The sequence below is a fragment of the Morganella morganii genome, from assembly GCF_019243775.1.
Classification (GTDB): Bacteria; Pseudomonadota; Gammaproteobacteria; order Enterobacterales; family Enterobacteriaceae; genus Morganella; species Morganella morganii.
In genome coordinates, this window is record NZ_CP069157.1 from 997,761 (window position 1) to 1,023,336 (window position 25,576).

At 53.7% G+C, this 25,576-nt stretch carries 23 protein-coding genes; 16 read left to right on the forward strand and 7 right to left on the reverse strand.

All coding sequences use genetic code 11. From position 1 onward, the window contains the following. The first annotated feature begins 1 nt into the window (after position 1). From ftsI to lpxC, 13 genes are all read left to right on the forward strand, one after another. A complete protein-coding gene (gene ftsI / locus JL661_RS04505) occupies positions 2–1,795 on the forward strand; it encodes a peptidoglycan glycosyltransferase FtsI (protein WP_004242042.1) in 1,794 nt (597 codons plus the stop codon). Beyond that, entirely contained in the window at positions 1,782–3,269 is a 1,488-nt protein-coding gene (gene murE / locus JL661_RS04510) for a UDP-N-acetylmuramoyl-L-alanyl-D-glutamate--2,6-diaminopimelate ligase (RefSeq protein ID WP_024474844.1), read from the forward strand. Before ftsI ends, murE begins: the two co-directional genes overlap by 14 nt. Then, complete coding sequence (gene murF, locus JL661_RS04515; protein WP_036415485.1) at positions 3,266–4,639, forward strand: UDP-N-acetylmuramoyl-tripeptide--D-alanyl-D-alanine ligase; 1,374 nt, start codon at positions 3,266–3,268, stop codon at positions 4,637–4,639. Before murE ends, murF begins: the two co-directional genes overlap by 4 nt. Then, on the forward strand, positions 4,633–5,715 hold the full coding sequence (mraY, locus tag JL661_RS04520) for a phospho-N-acetylmuramoyl-pentapeptide-transferase (protein ID WP_004238458.1): 1,083 nt from the start codon (positions 4,633–4,635) through the stop codon (positions 5,713–5,715). The genes murF and mraY overlap by 7 nt, the downstream gene beginning before the upstream one ends. 2 nt (positions 5,716–5,717) lie before the next feature. Continuing rightward, positions 5,718–7,034: a UDP-N-acetylmuramoyl-L-alanine--D-glutamate ligase gene (murD, locus tag JL661_RS04525; RefSeq protein ID WP_004238459.1), complete on the forward strand. Its 1,317-nt coding sequence runs from the start codon at positions 5,718–5,720 to the stop codon at positions 7,032–7,034. Further along, complete coding sequence (gene ftsW, locus JL661_RS04530) at positions 7,031–8,224, forward strand: cell division protein FtsW (RefSeq protein WP_004238460.1); 1,194 nt, start codon at positions 7,031–7,033, stop codon at positions 8,222–8,224. The genes murD and ftsW overlap by 4 nt, the downstream gene beginning before the upstream one ends. Before the next feature lie 21 nt (positions 8,225–8,245). Then, entirely contained in the window at positions 8,246–9,295 is a 1,050-nt protein-coding gene (gene murG / locus JL661_RS04535) for an undecaprenyldiphospho-muramoylpentapeptide beta-N-acetylglucosaminyltransferase (protein ID WP_218481026.1), read from the forward strand. A 25-nt stretch (positions 9,296–9,320) separates the two neighbouring features. Further along, positions 9,321–10,787: a UDP-N-acetylmuramate--L-alanine ligase gene (gene murC, locus JL661_RS04540; protein WP_024474849.1), complete on the forward strand. Its 1,467-nt coding sequence runs from the start codon at positions 9,321–9,323 to the stop codon at positions 10,785–10,787. A 2-nt stretch (positions 10,788–10,789) separates the two neighbouring features. Then, a complete protein-coding gene (locus tag JL661_RS04545; protein WP_004238463.1) occupies positions 10,790–11,707 on the forward strand; it encodes a D-alanine--D-alanine ligase in 918 nt (305 codons plus the stop codon). A gap of 1 nt (position 11,708) precedes the next feature. Then, positions 11,709–12,512, forward strand: a complete 804-nt coding sequence (gene ftsQ / locus JL661_RS04550; RefSeq protein WP_062772741.1) for a cell division protein FtsQ — start codon at positions 11,709–11,711, stop codon at positions 12,510–12,512. A 34-nt stretch (positions 12,513–12,546) separates the two neighbouring features. Continuing rightward, positions 12,547–13,803 (forward strand): cell division protein FtsA, encoded by a 1,257-nt coding sequence (gene ftsA, locus JL661_RS04555; RefSeq protein WP_004238465.1) that lies wholly within the window; start codon positions 12,547–12,549, stop codon positions 13,801–13,803. A 61-nt stretch (positions 13,804–13,864) separates the two neighbouring features. Continuing rightward, positions 13,865–15,022 carry a cell division protein FtsZ gene (gene ftsZ, locus JL661_RS04560; RefSeq protein WP_004238466.1) on the forward strand — a complete coding sequence of 386 codons (1,158 nt, stop codon included), beginning with the start codon at positions 13,865–13,867 and terminating at the stop codon, positions 15,020–15,022. Positions 15,023–15,120: 98 nt separating this feature from the next. After that, positions 15,121–16,038 (forward strand): UDP-3-O-acyl-N-acetylglucosamine deacetylase, encoded by a 918-nt coding sequence (gene lpxC / locus JL661_RS04565; RefSeq protein ID WP_004238467.1) that lies wholly within the window; start codon positions 15,121–15,123, stop codon positions 16,036–16,038. A gap of 78 nt (positions 16,039–16,116) precedes the next feature. Here lpxC and JL661_RS04570 read toward each other — a convergent pair whose 3' ends face one another. After that, a complete protein-coding gene (locus tag JL661_RS04570; RefSeq protein ID WP_004238468.1) occupies positions 16,117–16,641 on the reverse strand; it encodes a DUF721 domain-containing protein in 525 nt (174 codons plus the stop codon). Positions 16,642–16,644: 3 nt separating this feature from the next. On the opposite strand from JL661_RS04570, the gene secM reads away from it, so the two are divergent. From secM to mutT, 3 genes are all read left to right on the forward strand, one after another. After that, entirely contained in the window at positions 16,645–17,187 is a 543-nt protein-coding gene (gene secM / locus JL661_RS04575; protein ID WP_036415476.1) for a secA translation cis-regulator SecM, read from the forward strand. A gap of 70 nt (positions 17,188–17,257) precedes the next feature. Beyond that, positions 17,258–19,969: a preprotein translocase subunit SecA gene (secA, locus tag JL661_RS04580; RefSeq protein ID WP_062772744.1), complete on the forward strand. Its 2,712-nt coding sequence runs from the start codon at positions 17,258–17,260 to the stop codon at positions 19,967–19,969. An 84-nt stretch (positions 19,970–20,053) separates the two neighbouring features. Continuing rightward, positions 20,054–20,446 (forward strand): 8-oxo-dGTP diphosphatase MutT, encoded by a 393-nt coding sequence (mutT, locus tag JL661_RS04585; protein ID WP_062773018.1) that lies wholly within the window; start codon positions 20,054–20,056, stop codon positions 20,444–20,446. Between the two features lie 50 nt (positions 20,447–20,496). Here the strand turns inward: mutT and yacG are convergent, their stop codons facing one another. The 6 genes from yacG to ppdD all read right to left on the reverse strand — a co-directional run bounded on the left by yacG (position 20,497) and on the right by ppdD (position 25,421). After that, positions 20,497–20,703 (reverse strand): DNA gyrase inhibitor YacG, encoded by a 207-nt coding sequence (gene yacG / locus JL661_RS04590; RefSeq protein ID WP_004238472.1) that lies wholly within the window; start codon positions 20,701–20,703, stop codon positions 20,497–20,499. A 13-nt stretch (positions 20,704–20,716) separates the two neighbouring features. Next, a complete protein-coding gene (gene zapD, locus JL661_RS04595) occupies positions 20,717–21,469 on the reverse strand; it encodes a cell division protein ZapD (RefSeq protein ID WP_049241255.1) in 753 nt (250 codons plus the stop codon). Next, positions 21,466–22,083, reverse strand: a complete 618-nt coding sequence (gene coaE, locus JL661_RS04600; protein ID WP_004238475.1) for a dephospho-CoA kinase — start codon at positions 22,081–22,083, stop codon at positions 21,466–21,468. The genes zapD and coaE overlap by 4 nt, the downstream gene beginning before the upstream one ends. A gap of 142 nt (positions 22,084–22,225) precedes the next feature. Next, entirely contained in the window at positions 22,226–23,425 is a 1,200-nt protein-coding gene (locus JL661_RS04605) for a type II secretion system F family protein (protein WP_036415473.1), read from the reverse strand. A gap of 27 nt (positions 23,426–23,452) precedes the next feature. Continuing rightward, complete coding sequence (locus JL661_RS04610; protein WP_032098306.1) at positions 23,453–24,976, reverse strand: ATPase, T2SS/T4P/T4SS family; 1,524 nt, start codon at positions 24,974–24,976, stop codon at positions 23,453–23,455. Between the two features lie 25 nt (positions 24,977–25,001). Continuing rightward, positions 25,002–25,421, reverse strand: coding sequence for a prepilin peptidase-dependent pilin (ppdD, locus tag JL661_RS04615; protein ID WP_036416798.1), 420 nt, complete (start codon positions 25,419–25,421; stop codon positions 25,002–25,004). Positions 25,422–25,576 lie beyond the last annotated feature (155 nt).

Genomic DNA, 25,576 nt, shown 5'->3' on the forward strand with positions numbered 1-25,576 from the left:
CATGAAAAGCAGAAAAGCAGCAGGCAAAACGCAGGGCGGTGCCCGTATCAAACGTCCGGAAGAAAAAGCCAGTTTTATCAGCTGGCGTTTTGCGTTGTTATGCGGCGGTATCGGGCTTGCCCTGGCCGCCCTGCTGATCCGGGTCGCGTATTTACAGATTATCAACCCGGACATGCTGGTCAAAGAGGGCGATATGCGCTCGCTGCGCGTCCAGGAGATCCCGACCGCACGCGGTATGATCAGCGACCGTATGGGGCGTCCGCTGGCGGTCAGTGTGCCGGTAAACGCCGTCTGGGCTGATCCGAAAGAGTTAGCCGACAAAGGCGGGGTAGGGGATGACACCCGCTGGCGCGCACTGTCCGAAGCGCTGAATATCCCGCTCGAACAGGTGAAAAGCAAAGTCACGGCGAATCCGAAAGGCCGCTTTGTCTATCTGGCGCGTCAGGTGAACCCGACCATCGGCGATTATGTGAAAAAACTGAATCTGCCGGGGATTTATTTACAGGCGGAATCAAAACGGTATTACCCGTCCGGCTCTGTGACTGCTCACATTATTGGTGTCACCAATATTGATGATGAAGGGATTGAAGGGGTCGAGAAAAGCTTTGACCGCTGGCTGACCGGGGTTCCGGGGCAGCGGACAGTCCGTAAAGATCGCGGCGGTCGTGTTATTGAAGATACTATCGCCCGCGAAAGTCAGGCCGGACACAACCTGACACTCAGTATTGATGAGCGTTTACAGGCGCTGGTATACCGCGAAATCAGCAGTGCGGTGGCACTGAACAAAGCGGAATCCGGCACGGCGATTCTGGTGGATGTGAACACCGGGGAAATTCTGGCGATGGCGAACAGCCCGTCCTATAACCCGAACAACCTCCAGGGCACGCCGAAAGATGCTATGCGTAACCGCGCTATCACCGATATTTTTGAACCGGGCTCGACGGTAAAACCGTTGGTGGTGATGACAGCACTGCACAACAACATCATCAAACCGAACAGCGTGGTGAATACTTATCCGTACCGGATCAGTGGTCATGAAATCAAAGACGTGGCGCGTTATGCCGAACTGACCATCACCGGTATTTTACAGAAGTCGAGTAACGTAGGTGTCTCAAGACTTGCGTTAGCGATGCCCGCTCAGGAACTCGTGGACGTCTATTCGCGTTTCGGGCTGGGAAAACCGACCAATCTGGGGCTGGTCGGAGAAAGCAGTGGCATATACCCAAGTAAAAAAACACGGTGGTCTGAGCTTGAAAGGGCCACCTTTTCTTTCGGTTACGGGCTGATGGTAACACCGTTACAGTTAGCACGGGCCTATGCAACAATCGGCAGTTTCGGGATTTACCGCCCGCTGTCCATCACAAAAGTGGATCCGCCGGTGCCGGGCACCCGCGTCTTCCCTGAGCCGGTGATGAAAACCGTGGTTCAGATGATGGAAAGCGTTGCGTTACCGGGCGGCGGCGGAACGCGCGCTGCGATCAAAGGGTACCGCGTGGCCATTAAAACCGGGACCGCGAAAAAAGTGGGCGATGACGGCAAATACGTGAACCGTTATATCGCTTACACCGCCGGGGTTGCACCGGCAAGCCGTCCGCGTTTTGCACTGGTTGTGATTATCAACGACCCGCAGGGCGGCAAGTATTACGGGGGTGCGATCTCTGCACCGGTATTCGGTGCCATCATGGGCGGTGTTCTGCGGACAATGAACGTGGAACCCGATGCGCTGACACCGGAAGAACAAACTAATGAAGTGGTTATTAATAAACCAAAAGAGGGTACAAGTGGCAGATCGTAATTTGCGCGATTTACTCGCGCCGCTCGGTGTTGATGCACCGGCTAAGGCGTTACGTGATATGACCCTGGACAGCCGCAAAGCGGCTGCCGGTGATCTGTTTCTGGCGGTTAAAGGCCACCAGTCCGACGGACGTCACTACATTCCTCAGGCCATTGCCCAAGGTGTGGCTGCTGTGGTCGCGGAAGCGGATGGTGCGGCGGAAGACGGCAGTGTGCAGGTTCTGCATGGTGTACCGGTGGTGTATCTCAGCCACCTGAATGAAAAATTATCCCGCCTGGCCGGTGAGTTTTATCACCACCCGGCGGAACGCCTGAAACTGATCGGCGTGACCGGCACTAACGGTAAAACCACCACCACCCAGCTGCTGGCGCAGTGGACTCAGGCGATGGGCGAAACCAGTGCCGTGATGGGAACGGTGGGTAACGGGCTGCTCGGGCATGTGATCCCGACTGAAAACACCACCGGTTCAGCTGTTGATATCCAGCTCGAGCTGGACAAACTGGCGAAAAAAGGTGCCACAGTGGCGGCGATGGAAGTCTCCTCTCACGGACTGGTACAGAGCCGTGTGGCGGCACTGCCGTTCCGGGCTGCGGTCTTTACTAACTTAAGCCGTGATCACCTCGATTACCACGGTGATATGGCCAACTACGAAGCCGCCAAATGGCTGCTGTTCTCAACCCATCACAGCGAACAAAAAATTATTAATGCGGATGATGAGACAGGGCTGAAATGGCTGGCAAAACTACCGGAAGCGGTCGCGGTCACGATGGATGATAATCTGCCGGCCGGCTGGCAGGGGCGTTTCCTGAAAGCGGTTTCTGTGGATTACCACGACAGCGGTGCGCACATCACCTTTACCTCAAGCTGGGGCAATGGTGAGCTGGACAGCCCGCTGATGGGCGCCTTTAATGTCAGTAACCTGCTGGTGGCTGCGGCAACCCTGCTGGCACTGGGTTATGACCTGAATACACTGCTGCGCGCTGCAACCGCGTTAACACCGGTCTGCGGCCGGATGGAAGTCTTCACGGCGGATAACCGCCCGACGGTTGTTGTCGATTACGCTCACACCCCGGATGCGCTGGAAAAAGCACTGAGTGCGGCGCGTCTGCATACCAAAGGTAAACTGTGGTGTGTCTTCGGCTGCGGTGGTGATCGCGACAAAGGCAAACGTCCGCTGATGGGCGCAATTGCCGAGCAGGAATCCGATGTGGTGGTGATCACCGACGATAACCCGCGCAGCGAAGAGCCGCAGGCGATTATCAATGACATTATGGCCGGGCTGGTTGATACCTCCCGTGCACTGCCGATCCCGGGCCGTGCGGAAGCCGTCACCTTTGCGGTGATGCAGGCAAAACCGGATGACGTGGTGCTGGTGGCCGGAAAAGGGCATGAGGATTATCAGCTGGTCGGCAACCGCCGTCTGGACTACTCCGACCGCCTGACCGTCGCCCGCCTGCTGGGAGTAATGGCATGATCCCGTTCTCCCTCGCTGATATCGCACAACTGACCGCCGGGGAGCTTATCCTCAGCGGCCACGCGGCATCAGAACGGATTGAGAGTGTCACCACGGACAGCCGTACTATCGGTGAACGTGCGCTGTTTATCGCCCTGGCCGGTGAACGTTTTGATGCTCATGATTTTATTGCGGATGTGGCAGCGAAAGGTGTTGCCGCCGTCCTGGTGAACCGCCGGATGGACGTGAACTGTCCGCAGATTATTGTTAAAGATACCCGCCTTGCGCTGGGGGCGGTGGCGAAAGGCAACCGTGACCGCAGTCAGGCGAAAGTGGTGGCGCTGACCGGTTCGTCCGGCAAAACGTCTGTCAAAGAGATGACGGCGGCGATTTTACAGCAGGCAGGCGAAACCCTGTTTACCGCCGGTAACTTTAATAATGATATCGGCGTACCGCTGACATTGCTGCGCCTGACAGAAAAACATCAGTTTGCGGTGATTGAGCTGGGTGCCAACCACACCGGCGAAATCGCCTATACCGCTGCCATGACACACCCGCAGACCGCACTGGTGAATAACCTGTTTGCCGCCCATATCGGCGAGTTCGGTTCCGCAGAAGCCATCGCGCAGGCAAAAGGGGAAATTTTCACCGGACTGACTGACGAAGGCACCGCTGTCATTAATCTGGAAAGCAATGATGTCACTCACTGGCAGGCACATCTGACCCCGCGTCAGACCCGCTGGAGTTTCTCCGTTGATCCGCACCCGCAGGCCGATTTTTACGCGGCAGATGTGGTGATGAACCCGCTGACCACTGACTTTACCCTGCACACACCGGCAGGCAGCACCGCTGTCACCCTGCCGCTGCCGGGCCGTCACAATATTGCCAATGCTCTCGCGGCGGCGGCACTGGCACTGTCTGCCGGGGCAACACTGGCGGATATCCGCAGTGGTCTGGCACAAACCAGCGCCGTACCGGGACGGTTATACCCGGTTGAACTGGCACCGGGCAAGCTGATGATTGACGACACTTACAATGCTAATGACGGCTCAATGATTGCGGCAATCCGTGTGCTGGCACAATTACCGGGTTACCGCGTGCTGGTTGCAGGGGATATCGGCGAGCAGGGCGGTTACGCCGAAGAGAGTCACCGCAGAGTCGGGCAGGCTGCCCGTGATGCCGGGCTGGATGCGGTGTTCACCGCAGGTCAGTTCAGTCATTTTATCAGTGATGAGTGTCAGGGACACCATTTCGCTGACAAAACAACCCTCATTGCTGCGCTGGCACCTCTGGTGGCACAGCATTCATCAATTTCAATTTTAGTTAAAGGTTCACGCAGCTCCGCAATGGAAGAAGTTGTGCACGCCTTGCAGGAGAATGTCCCATGCTGATTTGGCTGGCTGAGTATCTGGTGCAGTTTCATACCGCGTTTAACGTCTTCTCTTACCTGACGTTCCGCGCCATCGTCGGCCTGCTGACCTCGCTGATTATCGCATTATGGATGGGGCCGCATGTGATTGCGTATCTCCAGAGAATGCAGATTGGCCAGGTTGTCCGCAGTGAAGGGCCGGAATCGCACTTCAGCAAGCGCGGTACCCCGACCATGGGCGGCATGATGATCCTGTTCTCCATCGCCATTTCTGTTCTGCTGTGGGCGCGTCTGGACAACCCGTATGTCTGGTGTGTGCTGCTGGTGCTGATCGGCTACGGTATTGTCGGCTTTATCGATGACTACCGCAAAGTGGTGCGCAAAGATACCAAAGGGCTGATTGCCCGCTGGAAATATTTCTGGCAGTCCGTGCTGGCGCTGACTGTGGCGTTCAGTATGTATGCCATCGGTAAAGATACCCCGGCAACCCAGCTGGTGGTGCCGTTCTTTAAAGATGTGATGCCGCAGCTGGGTGTGCTGTATATCCTGCTGGCGTATTTCGTGATTGTCGGCACCAGTAACGCGGTGAACCTGACTGACGGCCTCGATGGTCTCGCGATTATGCCGACCGTCTTTGTGGCTGCCGGGTTTGCGCTGGTGGCGTGGGCGACCGGTAACGTGAATTTCGCGCATTATCTGCATATCCCGTATCTGCCGCATGCCGGGGAACTGGTGATTGTCTGCACCGCGATTGTCGGGGCAGGGCTGGGCTTCCTGTGGTTTAACACCTATCCGGCACAGGTCTTTATGGGTGATGTCGGTTCATTGGCACTCGGCGGCGCGCTGGGTACCATTGCTGTTCTGCTGCGTCAGGAATTCCTGCTGCTGATTATGGGCGGTGTATTCGTGGTGGAAACTCTGTCGGTGATTTTACAGGTCGGATCCTTCAAATTACGCGGTCAGCGTATTTTCCGGATGGCACCTATTCATCACCATTATGAATTAAAAGGCTGGCCTGAGCCGCGGGTGATTGTCCGCTTCTGGATTATCTCCCTGATGTTAGTGCTGATCGGTCTGGCGACACTCAAGGTACGTTAATCATGACGAATTATCAGGGGAAAGACATTGTGATTGTCGGGCTCGGTTTAACCGGGCTTTCCTGTGTGGACTTTTTTCTGTCACGCGGCGTTACGCCGAAGGTGATGGATACCCGCATCTCCCCGCCCGGCATCGATAAGCTGCCGGACAGCGTTCAGTGTCACTGCGGTGGTCTTGAAGCGCAGTGGCTGCTGGATGCAGACCTGATTATCGCAAGCCCGGGAGTGGCGGTCAGTACCCCGCAACTGCAGGCAGCGGCGCAGGCCGGTGCGGAAATTATCGGCGATATTGAATTATTTGCCCGCGAAGTGACTGTCCCGGTTGTGGCGATCACCGGCTCAAACGGCAAAAGCACCGTGACCTCCCTGGTGGGGGAAATGGGGCGCTGCGCCGGTCTGCGTACCGGTGTCGGCGGTAATATCGGTCTGCCGGCGCTGGAACTGCTGAAAGACGATTACGAGCTCTGTGTGCTTGAGTTATCCAGTTTTCAGCTGGAAACCACATTCAGCCTGAAACCGGCGGCGGCCACTGTTCTGAATGTCACGGAAGATCATATGGATCGCTACCCGCAGGGGCTGGAGCAGTACCGTGCGGCAAAACTACGTGTCTATCACGACGCTGCCGTCTGCGTGTATAACGCGGAAGATGCACTGACACAGCCCGGCTGTGATTGTGACCGCGCAGAATATGTCAGCTTCGGTGTTGAAACCGGGGATTACTGGCTGGATACCGATGAGCAGGCACTCTGCTTCTGCGGTGAAAAAATTATTAACTGCAGTGAGATGATCCTGCACGGCCAGCATAACTACTGTAATGCCCTGGCAGCTCTGGCGCTGGCAGATGCGGTTAATATCCCGCGTGAAGGCGCACTGAAAGCTCTGCGCACATACAGCGGTCTGCCGCACCGTTTTCAGTTGGTGCATGAATCTGCCGGGATCCGCTGGATTGATGATTCCAAAGCCACCAACGTCGGCAGTACTGAAGCGGCGCTGAACGGCCTGCAGGTGGACGGCTGTCTGCATCTGCTGCTCGGCGGTGACGGTAAATCAGCGGATTTCTCTCCGCTGCTGCCGTACCTGAGCGGCGAAAAAATCCGTCTTTACTGCTTCGGGCGTGACGGCGAACAACTGGCGCAGCTGCGTCCGGATGTCTCTCTGCTGACAGATACCATGGAGCAGGCAATGCGGGCACTGGCGCCGTCACTGGCCGCCGGGGATATGGTGCTGTTATCACCGGCCTGTGCGAGCCTGGATCAGTTCCGTAATTTTGAAGAGCGCGGGCGTGAATTTGCCCGTTTGGCACGGGAGTTAGCGGCATGAGATTCCCCGGATCACAGCGTTTTAAAAACTGGATGATCGGCGAGCGTAACGGCGAGTTCAGTACGGTCGTGATGTATGACCGGACACTGCTGTGGTTTGCACTGGGACTGGCCGCGATTGGCTTTGTGATGGTGACTTCCGCCTCTATGCCTGTCGGGCAGCGTCTGGCGGATGATCCTTTCTATTTTGCCAAGCGTGACGGCGGCTTCTTAATTTTTGCTTTTATTATCGCTGCGGTGATTATGCGGTTCCCGCTGGAAATGTGGCAGCGCTACAGCACATTACTGCTGATTGGTACGATCGGCGGGCTGATTGTGGTACTCGGCGTGGGCAGCTCGGTTAACGGGGCATCACGCTGGATAGCTATCGGGCCGATGCGTATTCAGCCTGCGGAAGTATCGAAACTGGCACTGTTTGTTTATCTCGCGAGCTATCTGGTGCGCAAGGTGGATGAAGTCAGAAATAACTTCTGGGGATTCTGCAAGCCGATGGGCGTGATGTTTGTGCTGGCGGTGTTACTGCTGTTACAGCCGGACCTCGGTACCGTGGTGGTACTGTTTGTCACCACACTGGCGCTGCTTTTCCTCGCCGGTGCCAAAATGTGGCAGTTTATCGCGATTATCGGCGGCGGTGTCGCGGCAGTGGTGCTGCTGATTATTGCCGAACCTTACCGTATGCGGCGTGTAACCTCCTTCCTTGACCCGTGGGAAGATCCGTTCGGCAGCGGTTACCAGTTAACACAGTCACTGATGGCTTTCGGGCGCGGTGATTATCTCGGTCAGGGGCTGGGCAACTCCATTCAGAAAATGGAATACCTGCCGGAAGCGCATACCGACTTTATTTTTGCCATCCTCGGTGAGGAACTGGGGTATTTCGGTGTGATCCTGGTGCTGCTGATGGTCTTTTTTGTCGCATTCCGCGCCATGGTTATCGGCCGCCGCGCACTGATGATCGACCAGCGTTTTGCCGGTTTTCTGGCCTGTGCCATCGGCATCTGGTTCAGCTTCCAGGCCCTGGTTAACGTCGGTGCAGCCTCCGGCATGCTGCCGACCAAAGGGCTGACGCTGCCGCTGATCAGTTACGGCGGCTCGAGTTTAGTGATTATGACCACAGCCATTGCCTTGCTGCTGCGGATTGATTTTGAAACACGCCTGGCAAAAGCCCAGGCATTCTCAAGGAGAGCGCGATGAGTAATAAAGCCCCCCCGTCTGATGGTGATGGCCGGTGGTAGTGGCGGACATGTCTTTCCGGGGCTTGCGGTTGCGCACTATTTACAGAGTCAGGGCTGGGAAATCCGCTGGCTGGGTACCCGTGATCGGATGGAAGCTCAGCTCGTGCCGAAACACGGCATTGATATCGATTTTATTGAGATTACCGGTCTGCGCGGCAAAGGCGTGAAAGCGCTGCTCACCGCGCCGTTCCGTATCGCGAAAGCGGTAAAACAGGCGAAAAAAATTATGTGTGACTACCAGCCTGATGCCGTGCTCGGCATGGGCGGGTTTGTTTCCGGTCCCGGTGGTGTGGCCGCCTGGCGCTGTGGTATTCCGGTGATCCTGCATGAGCAGAACGGTGTGGCCGGGCTGACCAACGGCTGGCTGTCGAAAATCGCCACCACAGTATTACAGGGATTCCCGGGAGCGTTCCCGCAGGCTCCGGTGGTCGGTAACCCGGTGCGGGAGGATATCCTCAGTCTGCCGTCCCCGGCAGAACGCTTTGCCGGACGTGAAGGGCCGGTCCGCATTCTGGTGATCGGCGGCAGTCAGGGCGCCCGTATCCTGAACCAGACCCTGCCGGAAGTGGCCGGGATTATGGGGGATGCAGTCTGTATCCGCCACCAGGCCGGCAAAGGCAGTGCGGAAAGCACACAAGCGCTGTATAACGCGCAGAATGCGTCAGACAGTGTGACAGTCACAGAATTTATTGATGACATGGTTGAAGCTTATACCTGGGCGGATGTGGTTATCTGCCGCTCCGGGGCGCTGACCGTCAGTGAGATCGCGGTGGTCGGGCTGGGTGCGATTTTTGTGCCGTTCCTGCATAAAGACCGCCAGCAATACTGGAATGCGCTGCCGCTGGAACAGGCGGGTGCTGCGGTTATCATGGAACAGCCGTCCTTTAATGCACAGGCGGTGGCAGAGCAGTTACGCGAGTGGGACAGACCACGCCTGCTGACCATGGCGGAAAAAGCACGGAGTGTCGCAATTACCGATGCCACCAAACGGGTGGCGGATGCAATTATCGCGGCAGCGAAAAAACACTAACGAATTGATATAGCGAAGAAATAACGTGAATACACAGCAATTGGCGAAATTACGATCCTTCATTCCGGAAATGAAACGTGTCCGGCACATTCACTTTGTCGGTATCGGCGGTGCCGGTATGGGCGGGATAGCGGAAGTGCTGGCGAACGAAGGTTATGAGATCAGCGGGTCTGATCTGGCGCCGAATGCGGTAACAAAACAGCTGACTAACCTGGGCGCGACGATTTATTTCAATCACCGTCCGGAAAACGTGGCAGACGCCAGTGTGGTGGTGGTATCCACCGCCATTTCAGCGGATAACCCGGAAATCGTTGCGGCGCGTGAAGCCCGTATTCCGGTGATCCGCCGCGCGGAAATGCTCGCGGAACTGATGCGCTTCCGTCACGGTGTGGCGATTGCCGGTACTCACGGCAAAACCACCACCACGGCGATGATTTCCGGTATTTACGGCCGCGGCGGCCTGGATCCGACCTTCGTCAACGGCGGGCTGGTTAAAGCTGCCGGTGTGCATGCGCGTCTCGGCTCAAGCCGTTACCTGATTGCGGAAGCGGATGAAAGCGATGCTTCTTTCCTGCATTTACAGCCGATGGTGGCCGTGGTCACCAATATCGAGCCGGATCACATGGATACTTATCACGGTGATTTTGAAACCCTGAAAGACACCTTTGTGAATTTCCTGCACAACCTGCCGTTCTACGGCCTGGCTGTGGTGTGTATGGATGATGCGGTTATCCGCGAAATCGTACCGCGTATCGGCCGTTATGTGATTACCTACGGTTTTCATGAGGATGCGGATGTCCGTATCACAGATTTTGAACAGCGCGGCTCACAGTGCTTCTTCACCGTTCACCGGGAGAATCTGCCGGATCTGACTGTGGAACTGAATGCACCGGGCCGTCACAACGTCCTGAATGCCACCGCGGCGATTGCGGTCGCGACAGAAGAAGGCATTCCGGATGAAGATATCCTGGCCTCTCTGCGTGAATTCCAGGGTACCGGGCGCCGTTTTGATTTCCTCGGCAACTTCCCGCTGGAGCACGTCAACCAGAAAGAGGGCAGTGTGATGCTGGTGGACGATTACGGCCATCACCCGACCGAAGTGGATGCGACTATCAAAGCGGCAAGAGCAGGCTGGCCGGATAAGCGGATTGTGATGGTGTTTCAGCCGCACCGCTACACCCGTACCCGTGACCTGTATGATGATTTTGCCAACACGCTGGATCAGGTCGATATCCTGCTGATGCTGGATGTGTATGCCGCCGGTGAGCCGGTCATTCCGGGGGCGGACAGCCGCTCGCTGTGCCGCACAATCCGCCAGCGCGGTAAGCTGGATCCGATTCTGGTCACCGAACCGGGCAAAATTGCAGCGGTTCTGGCACAGGTTCTTGAAGATAATGATTTAATACTGGTTCAAGGCGCCGGAAATATCGGTAAAATAGCGCGTACATTGGCTGACACAAAATTACGACCGGTTTTGAGTGAGGATAATTAAGAATGACTGAAAAAGTCGCGGTACTGATGGGCGGTACATCCGCAGAACGTGAAGTCTCCCTGGCTTCAGGTGCGGCGGTGCTCGCCGGTTTAAAAGAAGCCGGTATTAATGCATTCGGTGTGGATACCAAAGAGTATCCGGTTACCCGTCTGAAGGAAGACGGTTTTACCAAAGTCTTTATCGCGCTGCACGGCCGCGGCGGGGAAGACGGCACACTGCAGGGTTGCCTGGAGCAGATGGGACTGCCGTACACCGGAAGTGGTGTCATGGCCTCCGCACTCTCTATGGACAAGCTGCGCACCAAACAGCTGTGGGCGGGCGCAGGTCTGCCGATTGCGCCGTATTTCGCCATCAGTGCAGCCCGTTTCGCGCAGATCAGCGATGAAGAATTACAGCAGGGTGTGGCACCGCTGGGTTATCCGGTGATTGTCAAACCAAGCCTGGAAGGTTCAAGTGTCGGTATGTCCAAAGTGGATAATGCGCAGGCGCTGCGTCCGGCACTGGAAGAAGCGTTTAAACACGACAAAGACGTGCTGGTGGAAAAATGGCTGAGCGGCCCGGAATTCACCGTGGGCTTCCTCGGTGAGCAGATGCTGCCGTCTATCCGTATTCAGCCGGCGGCGGTGTTCTACGACTACGAAGCCAAATATATTTCTGACGACACACAATATTTCTGCCCGGGCCTCGAAGGGGCACGCGAGACAGAAATCCGTGAGCTGGCAAAAGCTGCTTACAAAGCCGTGGGCTGTGAAGGCTGGGGCCGTGTGGATGTGATGCTCGACAGTGACGGGCAGTTCTACCTGCTGGAAGTGAACACTTCCCCTGGTATGACCAACCACAGTCTGGTGCCGCAGGCGGCGCGTCAGGCAGGCATGAGCTTCTCCGCTTTTGTGGCGGACGTTCTGGCACTGGCGGACTGATATGTCACAGGCTGCACTGAATATGCGTGAACCGGATCCGGATTCGGATTATGACGGTTCACGTCCCAGTAACGGCACATACCTTGCCGGACTGCTGTTTTTCCTGATGGTGCTGGGAACGCTGGTCTGGGGGGGGCTGATGGTGCTGAACTGGATGAAAGATGCAGACCGCCTGCCGATGTCAAAACTGGTATTAACCGGTGAGCGCCATTACACGACAAACGATAATGTGCGCAAAGCGGTGTTATCCCTCGGGACGCCCGGCACGTTTATGAAACTGGATGTCAATGAAGTACAGCAGCAGCTGGAACGGATCCCGTGGTTACGTCAGGTCACTGTGCGCAAGCAGTGGCCGGACGAATTAAAAATTCATCTGGTCGAGTATGTGCCGTATGCACGCTGGAATGACTCACAGATGGTTGATGACGCCGGGCGGGTTTTCAGCCTGCCGGCGGAACTGACAGAAAAAGATTCTTTCCCGATGCTCTACGGGGCACAGGGCAGTGAACAGGATGTACTGAGCGGGTATCGTGAAATGGCGCAGCAGCTCAGCGGGACAGGGCTGAAAATCAAATCAGCTTCAATGTCACCGCGTCATGCCTGGCAGCTTGTGCTGGATAATGATGTCCGGGTTGAACTCGGACGGCTGGATACCAAAGGCCGGTTACAGCGTTTTATCGAACTGTATCCGACCCTGACGCAGGAACAGGACAAACGGGTTGATTATGTCGATCTCCGCTATGACAGCGGTGCTGCGGTCGGCTGGGCGCCATTGCAGATCGATCCTTTCGCAAACGGACATTAAGACATAACAGGTAAAGAAGGCGGGCAGAATAACAATGATCAAAGCAACGGATAGAAAATTAGTCGTCGGCCTCGAAATAGGCACCGCCAAAGTATCTGCGCTTGTTGGTGAAATTCTGCCGGACGGTGTGGTGAACATTATCGGTGCGGGTAACTGCCCGTCACGCGGAATGGACAAAGGCGGCGTCAATGATCTGGAGTCGGTGGTAAAATGCGTTCAGCGTGCCATCGACCAGGCGGAACTGATGGCGGACTGCCAGATATCATCAGTCTATCTGGCGTTATCCGGCAAACACATCAGCTGCCAGAATGAAATCGGTATGGTGCCGATTTCAGAAGAAGAAGTGACCCAGGAAGATGTGGAAAATGTGGTGCATACGGCGAAATCTGTCCGTGTCCGCGACGAGCACCGTGTTCTGCATGTGATCCCGCAGGAATATGCCATCGATTACCAGGAAGGCATTAAAAATCCGGTGGGATTATCCGGTGTGCGGATGCAGGCGAAAGTGCATCTGATCACCTGTCATAACGACATGGCAAAGAATATTGTCAAAGCCGTTGAGCGTTGCGGACTGAAAGTTGACCAGCTGATTTTTGCCGGTCTGGCATCAAGCTTCGCGGTACTGACGGAAGATGAGCGTGAGCTGGGTGTCTGTGTCGTGGATATCGGCGGCGGCACCATGGATATGGCGATTTACACCGGCGGCGCACTGCGTCACACCCGTGTTATCCCGTATGCAGGGAATGTGGTGACCGGCGATATCGCGTACGCCTTCGGCACGCCGCCGAATGATGCGGAAGCCATTAAAGTCCGTCACGGCTGCGCGCTGGGGTCTCTGGTCAGCAAAGACGAAACCCTGGAAGTACCGAGTGTCGGCGGGCGTCCGCCGCGCAGTTTACAGCGCCAGACATTAGCCGAAGTGATTGAGCCGCGTTACACCGAATTACTCAATCTGGTTAATGACGAAATTTTGAAAGTGCAGGAACAATTACGTCAGCAGGGTGTCAAACACCATTTGGCCGCTGGTATCGTGCTGACAGGTGGTGCGGCTCAGATTAACGGACTGGTTGAGTGCGCCCAGCGTGTTTTCCATACACAGGTTCGTATCGGACAACCGCTTAATATAACCGGCTTAACGGATTATGCGCAGGAACCGTATTACTCTACAGCGGTAGGGTTGCTGCATTACGGAAAAGAATCTCACCTGGTCGGCGATACCGAGACAGAAAAACGTGCCTCGGTGGGCAGTTGGTTTAAAAAATTAACTGGCTGGCTCAGAAAAGAATTTTAATTTGTATTAAGGCTGGCGATAATAGCCGCCATATAAGAAAGGCACAAAACGGAGAGAGATTATGTTTGAACCGATGGAATTGACCAACGACGCGGTGATTAAAGTCATCGGCGTCGGCGGGGGCGGCGGTAACGCTGTTGAGCATATGGTCCGTGAACGCATCGAAGGCGTTGAGTTCTTCGCTGTGAATACGGACGCTCAGGCGCTTCGTAAAACCGCCGTCGGCCAGACTATCCAGATTGGTAACGGAATCACCAAAGGCCTGGGTGCGGGTGCAAACCCGGAAGTGGGCCGTAACGCGGCGGAAGAAGATCGCGAAGCGCTGCGCAATGCACTCGACGGTGCGGACATGGTCTTTATCGCAGCCGGTATGGGCGGCGGTACAGGAACCGGTGCGGCACCTGTTGTTGCTGAAGTTGCCAAAGAGCTGGGCATCCTGACTGTTGCTGTGGTGACCAAGCCGTTCAACTTTGAAGGCAAAAAGCGCATGGCATTCGCCGAGCAGGGGATTACTGAGTTATCCAAGCATGTTGACTCACTGATCACCATCCCGAATGACAAACTGCTGAAAGTATTAGGCCGCGGGATCTCACTGCTGGATGCCTTCGGTGCCGCCAACGACGTGTTACGCGGCGCGGTCCAGGGTATCGCAGAACTGATCACCCGTCCGGGCCTGATGAACGTTGACTTTGCGGACGTCCGTACTGTGATGTCAGAAATGGGTTACGCGATGATGGGCTCCGGCGTGGCGCGCGGTGAAGACCGTGCGGAAGAAGCTGCCGAAATGGCGATTTCCAGCCCGCTGCTGGAAGATATCGACCTGTCAGGTGCGCGTGGTGTGCTGGTTAACATCACCGCGGGCTTTGACCTGCGTCTGGATGAGTTCGAAACTGTGGGTAACACTATCCGTGCATTTGCATCGGATAACGCGACTGTGGTTATCGGTACTTCCTTAGACCCTGAAATGAACGATGAACTGCGTGTGACTGTGGTCGCGACCGGTATCGGCATGGACAAACGTCCTGAAATCACGCTGGTAACCAATAAAGCGGTGCAGACCAACAACATGGAACATCGTTATGCACAAATGCAAAACAGCATGACCAGCATGGATGAGAGCAAATCAGTGGCACAGGTTGTCAACGATTCTTCAGCCCAGAGCAATAAAGAACCGGATTATTTAGATATCCCGGCTTTCTTACGCAAACAGGCTGATTAAACCGAAAAGATTTGCATCTCCGCTTTTTGTGCTAAACTATCTCCCTTGTCATTAGTTTATAATGACAGGGAGACAGTTAATCAAACGAGACAGAAACGATGATCAAACAAAGAACATTAAAGCGTATTGTTCAGGCTACGGGTGTAGGTTTACACACCGGCAAAAAAGTTACGCTGACAATGCGTCCGGCACCGGCCAATACCGGGATCATCTATCGCCGTACTGATCTTAATCCGCCTGTCGATTTTCCGGCAGATGCGAAATCCGTGCGTGATACGATGTTATGTACTTGTCTGGTAAATGAAGACAACGTACGTATTTCCACGGTTGAGCATTTGAACGCAGCACTGGCCGGACTCGGCATTGATAACCTGGTTATCGAAGTCGATGCCGCTGAAATCCCGATTATGGATGGCAGCGCAAGCCCGTTCGTATTCCTGTTACTGGATGCCGGTATTGAAGAACTGAGCAGTGCGAAGAAATTCCTGCGTCTGAAAGAGACCGTCCGTGTTGAAGATGGTGATAAGTGGGCTGAACTCTCTCCGTTTAACGGTTTCAGCTTAGATTTCACTATCGATTTCAACCATCCGGCGATCGATTCCAGCACTCAGCGCTACGCGATGAACTTCTCTGCGGAAAACTTTGTCCGGGATATCAGCCGTGCACGTACCTTCGGGTTCATGCGGGATATTGAATATCTCCAGTCCAAAGGCTTATGTTTAGGCGGAAGTTTTGACTGTGCCATCGTGGTGGATGATTACCGCGTACTGAATGAAGATGGCCTGCGTTTTGAAGACGAATTTGTCCGTCACAAAATGCTGGATGCTATCGGTGACCTGTTTATGTGCGGCCACAATATCATTGGTGCCTTTACCGCATTCAAATCCGGTCACGCACTGAATAACAAGTTACTTCAGGCTGTTCTGGCTAAAGAGAGCGCCTGGGAACTCGTGACATTCGAGAACGAAGCACAGATGCCGGTTGCATTCCGTGCACCGTCAACCGTACTGGCGTAATCAGGTCATGGCGCCACAGCTCGTTGCTCTGACCCTGACACTCCTGTCACTGACGTTATTTACCAAATAACCGTCTGCTTAATCTGCTGCACTGGTACTCTCTCCGGCCAGTGCAGCCAATTTCTCCAGCTTCTTCCTCAGTTTTTCCGGACTTCTCTGCGCCAGCGCTTTCAGTGAATTGGCACTCTCCGCACTTAATCTCCGTCCCGGCTCCGCTGTTTTTTGCCCTCTGCTATCTGAATTGCTGCTTTTATCACCACCCGGTAACCCTGTTGCTGATGATTTCATCAATGACGGATTGATTTTGATGTCGATGGCCGATAATGATGGTAAAATCTCCCGGCGCAGTGCAGAACGCAGTGCGGGAAGTTCGTAACGCAGCCGGGTCATCTGTGCCGCATTAGAGACTTCCAGAATTAACAGTTGTTTGCGATAATTAGCCACGCGGCAGTGTGGTTTAAGCATCGCAGGCAGCAGCGCCAGAACGGCGCGGTTGAGTTTAAGTAACACGACAGCACGCTGCTGAATACTTTTAAGGGTATTATTATCCTTAGTCCCGCTTTCCAGCAGGCTTTCAAGGGAAACTGGCTGACTGTCGCGCATCACATATACTCCGGATCTCGTGAGGGAAACACTATTTTAAATCTTTGGCGGCAATTTGGCAGGCGTTATTTCTGGTGCCATCTCTTTATCGGGATTGTGGCGACCGGTTTTGGCCTGCCTGCGGTACTGAACAGTGGTGATGTTACCACAGCCGGTACCGGGACAACACAAAACCGCCAGAGTCAGGCATTATCCGCCTTTGACAGCCTGTTCCTGCAAAGCAGCCAGCCGGCGAGAACCTCACAGAACGTTAATTACTGGCAGCAGCATGCTGTCCGTAATGTTATCCGCCAGATTTCCTTTGCATTTTCCTGTCCGGAAGATGCCTCAAAAGATAATACCCCGGCAGAAGACCGGCATGATGCCTCCGCACAAAATATGCTGGCGGCACTGTATGCCATTCTGACCGACTCCCCGGCTCTGCCTGTTTATCATCCGGCAGTTCTGCCGCAGCGTATTGCTGTAGTTAACCCGTCTCCGTCTTTTTCGGTTCAGTGGATTGCCCGCACCGGCGGCATCCGTGCCGGTCCCGTACAATCAGCGTAGTTCCTCAAAAAAATTATTAACACATTGATTATTAACAAGGCCTGATTGTGCCTGAACAGAGACGTTTATTATGCTGGTAAAATTACTGACCAAAATCTTCGGCAGCCGGAATGACCGTACTTTACGCCGCCTGCGCAAATCCGTGGAAGCTATCAACCGGATGGAACCTGAGTTCGAAAAACTCAGTGATGATGAATTAAAAGCCAAAACACAGGAATTCCGTGATCGCCTGGCCAAAGGTGAATCCGAGCAGGATATCTTACCGGAAGCGTTCGCCACGGTACGTGAAGCCAGTAAACGTGTATTTGGTATGCGTCACTTTGATGTCCAGCTGATCGGCGGCATGGTGCTGAACGAACGCTGCATCGCTGAGATGCGTACAGGTGAAGGTAAAACGCTGACCGCAACACTGCCTGCTTACCTCAACGCCCTGTCCGGCAAAGGGGTTCACGTGGTGACAGTGAACGACTACCTCGCCCAGCGTGACGCCGAAAACAACCGTCCGCTGTTTGAATTCCTCGGTATGACCGTCGGTATCAACCTGCCGGGCATGCCTGCACCGGCCAAACGCGAAGCGTACGCTGCGGATATCACTTACGGTACCAACAACGAATACGGTTTTGACTATCTGCGTGACAACATGGCGTTCAGCCCGGAAGAGCGTGTACAGCGCAAACTGCACTACGCGCTGGTGGATGAGGTTGACTCCATCTTAATCGATGAAGCCCGTACCCCGCTGATTATCTCCGGTCCGGCAGAAGACAGCTCTGAGCTGTACATGAAAGTGGATAAACTGATCCCGCGTCTGGTCCGCCAGGAAAAAGAAGATTCCGACACTTTCAAAGGTGAAGGTCACTTCTCTGTGGATGAGAAAACCCGCCAGGTCACACTGACCGAGCGTGGTCTGGTGCTGGTGGAAGAGCTGCTGTCTGAAGCGGGTCTGATGAATGAAGGTGAATCCCTGTACTCACCATCCAATATCATGCTGATGCACCACGTTATGGCGGGTCTGCGTGCGCACTCCCTGTTTGTCCGTGATGTCGACTATATTGTCAGCGAAGGTGAGGTTATCATCGTCGATGAGCACACCGGCCGTACCATGCAGGGCCGCCGCTGGTCTGATGGTCTGCATCAGGCAGTGGAAGCCAAAGAAGGTGTGGAAATCCAGAATGAAAACCAGACACTGGCTTCCATCACTTTCCAGAACTACTTCCGTTTATACACCAAACTGGCCGGGATGACCGGTACAGCGGATACGGAAGCGTTTGAATTCAGTTCAATTTATAAACTCGATACCATTGTTATCCCGACTAACCGTCCGATGATCCGTAAAGATTTACCGGATCTGGTTTATATGACAGAAGCTGATAAATTCAATGCCATCATTGAAGATATCCGCGAGCGTACCGCAGCCGGACAACCGGTCCTGGTGGGTACTATCTCTATCGAGAAATCAGAGCTTATCTCCAACGCACTGAAAAAAGCCAAAATTGAACACAGCGTGCTGAACGCCAAATTCCACGCCATGGAAGCGGATATCGTTGAACAGGCGGGTCGTTCCGGTCACGTGACTATCGCCACCAACATGGCGGGTCGTGGTACGGATATCGTGCTGGGCGGCAGCTTACAGGCGGATCTGGCGGCGCTGGACGAGCCGACAGAAGAGAATATCGCTGCGGCGAAAGCTGCATGGCAGGAGCGTCACGATGCCGTTCTGGCGGCAGGCGGTCTGCATATCATCGGTACTGAGCGTCATGAATCCCGCCGTATCGATAACCAGTTACGCGGTCGTTCAGGTCGTCAGGGTGATGCCGGTTCTTCCCGCTTCTACCTGTCTATGGAAGATGCGCTGATGCGTATTTTCGCCTCTGACCGTGTTACCGGCATGATGCGCAAACTGGGTATGAAAGAAGGTGAGGCGATTGAGCATCCGTGGGTAACCAAAGCGATTGCCAACGCACAGCGTAAAGTGGAAAGCCGTAACTTTGATATCCGTAAACAGCTGCTGGAATACGATGATGTGGCAAACGACCAGCGCCGTGCTATCTATACCCAGCGTAATGATCTGCTGGATAACGGGGATATCAGCGAAACTATCGACAGCATCCGTGGTGACGTATTCACAACAGTTATCGATGCACACATTCCGCCGCAGTCTCTGGAAGAAATGTGGGATATCCAGGGGCTGGAGAAACGTCTGGAACAGGATTTCGACTTACATCTGCCAATCAAAGAGTGGCTGGATAAAGAGCCTGAACTGCACGAAGAAACCCTGCGTGAGCGCATCCTTGACAAAGCGGTAGAAGTTTACAAAGCCAAAGAAGAGATTGTCGGCGCTGAAATGATGCGTCACTTCGAGAAAGGCGTGATGCTGCAAACCCTGGATACCCTGTGGAAAGAACACCTGGCAGCAATGGATTACCTGCGTCAGGGGATCCATCTGCGCGGTTATGCACAGAAAGATCCGAAGCAGGAATACAAGCGTGAATCTTTCTCCATGTTTGCTAACATGCTGGAAGGTCTGAAATATGAAGTAGTCAGCACCATTTCCAAAGTTCAGGTCCGCATGCCGGAAGAAGTGGAAGCACTGGAGCAGCGTCGTCGTGAGGAAGCTGAACGTCTGGCACAGCGTCAGCAGCTCAGTCATGAAAATGACAATGCTGCGCTGATGACCAAAACTGAAGCGGAAATGGCATCGGGTGTCCGCAAAGTCGGCCGTAACGATCCATGCCCTTGCGGTTCCGGTAAGAAATACAAGCAGTGCCACGGTGCACTGAAATAATCAGTCCTGACAGACGATTAGCATAATAAAGTAAAAAGGCGGGGGAACCCGCCTTTCTTCTGTAAATAAAACGGACAGAACATGATGGAAAAAAAACACTTACGTATTGCCGCCGGCGTTATCCGTAATGCAGAAGGTGAGATATTTATTGCTCAGCGTCCGCTGAAATCTCATATGGGCGGTTACTGGGAGTTTCCCGGCGGTAAGCTGGAAGCCGGAGAGTCACCGGAGCAGGCGCTGGTGCGGGAGCTGGAAGAAGAGCTGGGTATTGTTGCGGTTCCCGGTGAACTGTTGCAGACGGCAGAACATGAATTTCCGGATCGCCTGATCACCATTTATTTCTTCCTGGTGGAAGAGTGGCAGAATGCGCCATATGGCCGCGAAGGTCAGCCATCCCGCTGGGTAAAACAAACAGCACTGATTGCTGAGGAGTTCCCGCCGGTTAACCGGGGAATTGTGGCATTGCTGACAGAATAAGATTCAGAGGTACGGCGGCGGCTGTTTTAATTCAGCCGCTGCCGGATTAATCAGTACGGTGAACTGTCTTCCGGTTCACTCCAGGCTTCACTGTCAGAAAGGTCACTCTGACTGGCAATCCGTTTTTCTTCCGCAGCCCACTCCCCGAGATCAATCAACTGACAACGTTTACTGCAAAACGGGCGGTACGGACTTTCCGGTCCCCAGACAACTTCTTTTTTGCAATTCGGGCAGTTAACGATAATAGCTTCTGACATAACATCCTCCCTGTCAGCAACAGGCAATTTCAAACGGTAAAGTAGCCGGTATTATACCGTGTTCGCTGTCGGTATGCAGGAAGCGTATGGCAAAACGTGTTTTATGGCCGGAGACCTGCGGGTAAATCAGGAAATCAACCGGCAGACGCAGACGCAGTAAATCCGCTCCTTCCGCATTATCCTGATAAAAACCGTTATGGCTTTCAGCCGCAACAAATGGTGCGGACTGACGCAGCAGGGTCAGCAGGCTGCCGAGTGCATTTTGCAGCGGCTGCAAACCTTCAATCCAGGCGGCCTGTGTGGTATCACGGACACTCTGCGGCAGATTCAGCCACAGATGAAGGTAGGGCAGATCAAACCCGCAGCATCCGCCCGGGATACTCAGCCGCTGACGGACAATACCGATTATTTTATCTTCTTTCAGGTGCTGGGCGATGCGGGGCGCTTTGCTCAGTTCAGCGGCTTTTTGTTTCAGTTCGTCAGAAAACCCCCGGATCAGTGCCTGGTCAGCATTGGGGGCTTCTGCCCACATGGCCAGTTTTTTTTGCTGCTTTTCCAGCTCTTTTAAAATTTCCGAACGGACTTCACCGCGATCAATCACTTCAATAAATTCCGCGACGGCCCGGAAGAATGCCAGGCTGGACGGCAGAGAGTCCAGCGGGGAGAGCGTACTCATTTGCTGAAGTGATGTTTCAATGCGCAGCCATGAACGGGTTCGTTCGTTTAAAGGGTGTTCAAAAATAACAGACTGACGGATTTCGCTCATGGGTGTTCCTGTTTTGGCTGACGGGCCAATGCTGTATAAAGTTCGTGCAGTGCAAGGACGCGGGGCATCAGCGGCTCATCGTTATCATGATTTGTCAGGATATCATCGGCAACGGCCAGACGTTGTTCACGGGATGCCTGCGCCCGCAGAATATTTTCGGCATGCTCAGCGGAAACGCCGTCACGGCGCATTGTCCGGGCGACTTGTTCGTGCGGATGAACATCCACAACCAGCACGCGATCCGCAAGGGAAGCAAGGTTATTTTCAACCAGAAGAGGAACCACCCAAAGGGCATAAGGGGCAGTGATATTGTTCAGCTGGCGCCGGGTTTCCTGATGGATAAGCGGATGCAGTAACTGATTGAGCCAGGTTTTTTCCGCGGGGTCTGCAAAGATCTCCCGGCGCAGTGCTGCTCTGTCCAGTGTGCCGTCTGCAGCCAGAATCCGGGTACCGAAGTGATCGGCAATAGCCTGTAATGCGGGCGTTCCCGGTTCAACCACCTGACGGGCAATAATATCCGCATCTGTCACAGGGACCCCGAGACGGGCAAACATATCCGCAACGGTACTTTTTCCGCTGCCGATACCTCCGGTTAACGCAACAATATAAGCCATTGTATTTCTGTCCTGATTGAAACAACGGGTAAATTGTACCTGATGAAATTAATTTCGCCTATGGCAAATAAGCGATGAATACAGAGATATTTCACAGGTTTGAATTTTTTTAATCTGTTTCTTTAAATTATGAATAGTTTTATCAGACTAAAACTTCACCGAGCCGGAATAAAGGTAAATACATTGCAATTAATAAAACAGCAACAAGAATTGCCAGCAGGATAAACAGTACCGGCTGGAGTATTTTAAAAAATGTCTGAATTTGGTTTAAGGCGAGAGATTTAAACCAGTCTGCGGTATAGAGAAAAAAGTGTCCGAATTGCCCGGTGGCTTCACCGGTGGCAATCAGCTCATGGCACAGAGATGGGAATAACCCGGATTGTTTAATTGATTCACTGAATGTTTTCCCGTGAAGCAAGTCCTCCCGTATCACAGTTAATGCCTCTTTATATAACGGATGTGTTGTTGTCATAATAAGTGTATTAATACCCGAAATAAGTGTAATGCCTGATTGTTGTGTTATTGCCAGTATCCGGAAAATATGAGAGACACAGCTGAAGATAATAATGTTTCCGATAAACGGAATACGCAGAATACAGGTTGATTCTGTTTTTTTTATATCCGGATGTCTTCGCCGAAATACATGATAAATAAATATAATTGCAGTCATTATACCCATTGCCGGGATTGTGTAACCGGTAATAACACCAGAAACCCGGATCAGCCATTGCGTCAGAGCCGGAAGTTCCGCACCGAATGAGGTATATATTTTTGCAAATTCAGGAATAACAAACAGAAACATTAATGTGATCATCAAAAAGCAGACAACTAACAATGCAACGGGATAGCGGATTGATTTAATTAATGCAGCCCGGTGATCCCGGTTACTCTGAATATGCTGTGCAATCGTGTGAAGGCACTCCGGCAATTTTCCTGTCTCCTCCCCGACAGTGGCCATCTGACAATAAAAGGAATCAAATAAACCGGGGTACTGCATTATTCCCTGAGTAAATGTTTTTCCCTGCTGAAGTTGTCTGATAAGAGCACGGACTACTTCTTTCCAGAGCGGGTGACTGCATTCACCTGCCAGTAGTGTGAGCGCTTTCAGTAACGGTAATCCCGACGTCAGTAATGTTGCCAGCTGCCGGGTAAAGTGCAGCAGATACTGTTTTTCTTTTTGTGAGCAGACCAGCCGTTTGCGGCAAAACAGTGATACAGGTGTGATGCTCTGCGAAATCAGCTGACTGACAGCATTATTCTCTGAAGGTGAGATAAGCGTTCCGGTCACCACCTTGTCAGCGGGTGTCAGACCGGACCAGTCATACAGCCGGTAAATTTGCATGGCATCACTCCTGTTGGTCAGCGGATGTTAAATATCCTGCATATGGTAAATCTCATTGAGTGTGGTTACCCCTGATTCCGCCAGCGCGATACCGGCATCAAACAGTGAACCGGGTAATTCACCGGCAGAAGAAGACATTGTGTGTTGCGGAGTGAGAAATGCAAAGCAGGCGGTACGCCCGTAATAGCCTGAAAAGCAGTGATCACAACCGTTTGCCTGCCACGGGGTGAGTTGATGTGTTTTTCCGCTGCTCAGTATCACGGTTTCTGTTTTCTGTTTCTGCGTTTTACAGCGCGGACACAACAGGCGGACCAGACGCTGTGCAATGATCAGTTTGATGCAGGTTTTCATGAAATATTCATCAATACCCAGTTGCCTCAGTCGTGAATATGTATCCTCCGCAGAGTTTGTATGCAGAGTGGACAGCACCAGGTGACCGGTATGAGCTGCTTTGATTGCCATCTCGGCGGTGGGTTTATCCCGGATTTCCCCCACCATAATGACATCCGGATCCTGACGCAGCAGGGCCCGCAGGATGGCGGCGAAGCCCAGCTCAATTTTGGGGTTTATCTGCGTCTGGGTGATCCCCCGCAGCGGGATTTCCACCGGATCCTCAACACTGCAGATATTCCGGTTATTCTGATTCAGGTACTGCAGGCAGCCGTAGAGTGTGGCAGTTTTTCCGCTGCCGGTGGGACCGGTGAGCAAAATAATACCGGTGGCACTGCCCAGACCTGTATGCAGCGTTTCCAGTTGCCGGGCCGTCAGCCCGGATTTTTCCAGCGCCAGATTCTGCGTGGTGCTCAGCAGGCGCAGTACGACTTTTTCACCATAAATTGTCGGCAGTGTGGCAACACGGACAGCATAGCGGGTGTTATTTTCCAGCCACTCAAACTGCCCGTCCTGGGGTAACCGTTTTTCGGCAATATCGAGGCCGGAAATGATTTTGATGCGGATAATTATCTCACTACTGATTTCCGGTGGCGGTGAATTCAGCGTATGCAGTTGCCCGTCGATTCTGGCACGGATCCGGTAACCCTGTTGTGCCGGTTCAATGTGAATATCGGAGGCCCGTTTGGCAATGGCTCCGGCAATCAGCTGGTTAACAAACCGGACAGCGGCGGATTGCTGTTCTGCCGGCCAGGTATCTGTCTCCGGCGCCCGGCGGGGATCCTGCGCCGGAGGCGGGGCAGGCGGCGGCAGTGGTGAACCGGTACCTGTACAGTTATTGCCGGTATCCGCAGAGACCGGCGTGTTTGTCTCCGGGGTTACGCCGGGGAAAAGGACCGGCTCCGGCAGCGGGGTATTGCGGCGGCAGTAGGCCAGTTTTTCACTGTGCCACAATTCAATGTCCACCCGCTTACCGGCCAGAAACCGGATAGCAGACACAATATCTCTGCGCGGCTGCTGTGCGGCAGCAACTCTGACGGCATCGGGGTTATAGTCAATCAGCATCAGTTCATTGCGCTCACAAAGTGCATGAACTTCAGCCAGTAAGAGTTGTTCTTCCCCGCCGGTACGGGTGACAGGGGCGGGTGCAGCTGTTTGCATAATGAATTCCTTTTCATGTCAGTAGTTACTTGATGACGTCAAGACAGATTTTTTTCAGTGCGTCTTCTTCGCTGTTACAGTCGGTTGTCCAGACCGTGATACCGTTAAGCGGATTTCTTACCGGGGTAGTGCTGACCGTCAGCGCAGCCAGTGAACTGTTTCCCTGTACCGTCACAACACCGTTTTCCGCTTTGACGGATTTGATGTAGCGCCCCGGAGTATCAGCCGGAATGGTGCCCGACCCGCTGTTGCATCCTGCAAAAGAGGGATTATCAAAACTGCACAGTTCCACGCTGGTTTTAAACGCGGTAACCGTGCGCAGCACGTCAATCAGTGCTGCCTTCCGGATATAGTTCTGATAGCCGGGAACCGCGATGGCACTGAGAACGGCCACAATGGCAACCACCACCATCACCTCGATTAATGTGAATCCGCGCTGGTTCATACAGATGCTCCTTTTTGTGTCTGTGAAAGAGGTACTTATTTAGCGTGATGCACTTTATTCAATGACGGGTCGGCAAAAAAGAGAGGTCTCCGGATTTCTCGGTACAGATGGAAAACTGCGGTGTAACATTTGAGAAATGCAGATTTTTTTTTCGG

What these genes read in the sequence shown, in the direction of transcription:
- ftsI (WP_004242042.1), top strand. Translation starts at nt 2, where the DNA reads ATGAAAAGCAGAAAAGCAGCAGGCAAAACGCAGGGCGGTGCCCGTATC.
- murF (WP_036415485.1), top strand. Translation starts at nt 3,266, where the DNA reads ATGATCCCGTTCTCCCTCGCTGATATCGCACAACTGACCGCCGGGGAG.
- mraY (WP_004238458.1), top strand. Translation starts at nt 4,633, where the DNA reads ATGCTGATTTGGCTGGCTGAGTATCTGGTGCAGTTTCATACCGCGTTT.
- murD (WP_004238459.1), top strand. Translation starts at nt 5,718, where the DNA reads ATGACGAATTATCAGGGGAAAGACATTGTGATTGTCGGGCTCGGTTTA.
- ftsW (WP_004238460.1), top strand. Translation starts at nt 7,031, where the DNA reads ATGAGATTCCCCGGATCACAGCGTTTTAAAAACTGGATGATCGGCGAG.
- murG (WP_218481026.1), top strand. Translation starts at nt 8,246, where the DNA reads ATGGTGATGGCCGGTGGTAGTGGCGGACATGTCTTTCCGGGGCTTGCG.
- JL661_RS04545 (WP_004238463.1), top strand. Translation starts at nt 10,790, where the DNA reads ATGACTGAAAAAGTCGCGGTACTGATGGGCGGTACATCCGCAGAACGT.
- ftsQ (WP_062772741.1), top strand. Translation starts at nt 11,709, where the DNA reads ATGTCACAGGCTGCACTGAATATGCGTGAACCGGATCCGGATTCGGAT.
- ftsA (WP_004238465.1), top strand. Translation starts at nt 12,547, where the DNA reads ATGATCAAAGCAACGGATAGAAAATTAGTCGTCGGCCTCGAAATAGGC.
- ftsZ (WP_004238466.1), top strand. Translation starts at nt 13,865, where the DNA reads ATGTTTGAACCGATGGAATTGACCAACGACGCGGTGATTAAAGTCATC.
- lpxC (WP_004238467.1), top strand. Translation starts at nt 15,121, where the DNA reads ATGATCAAACAAAGAACATTAAAGCGTATTGTTCAGGCTACGGGTGTA.
- JL661_RS04570 (WP_004238468.1), bottom strand. Translation starts at nt 16,641, where the DNA reads ATGCGCGACAGTCAGCCAGTTTCCCTTGAAAGCCTGCTGGAAAGCGGG.
- secA (WP_062772744.1), top strand. Translation starts at nt 17,258, where the DNA reads ATGCTGGTAAAATTACTGACCAAAATCTTCGGCAGCCGGAATGACCGT.
- mutT (WP_062773018.1), top strand. Translation starts at nt 20,054, where the DNA reads ATGGAAAAAAAACACTTACGTATTGCCGCCGGCGTTATCCGTAATGCA.
- yacG (WP_004238472.1), bottom strand. Translation starts at nt 20,703, where the DNA reads ATGTCAGAAGCTATTATCGTTAACTGCCCGAATTGCAAAAAAGAAGTT.
- zapD (WP_049241255.1), bottom strand. Translation starts at nt 21,469, where the DNA reads ATGAGCGAAATCCGTCAGTCTGTTATTTTTGAACACCCTTTAAACGAA.
- coaE (WP_004238475.1), bottom strand. Translation starts at nt 22,083, where the DNA reads ATGGCTTATATTGTTGCGTTAACCGGAGGTATCGGCAGCGGAAAAAGT.
- JL661_RS04605 (WP_036415473.1), bottom strand. Translation starts at nt 23,425, where the DNA reads ATGCAAATTTACCGGCTGTATGACTGGTCCGGTCTGACACCCGCTGAC.
- JL661_RS04610 (WP_032098306.1), bottom strand. Translation starts at nt 24,976, where the DNA reads ATGCAAACAGCTGCACCCGCCCCTGTCACCCGTACCGGCGGGGAAGAA.
- ppdD (WP_036416798.1), bottom strand. Translation starts at nt 25,421, where the DNA reads ATGAACCAGCGCGGATTCACATTAATCGAGGTGATGGTGGTGGTTGCC.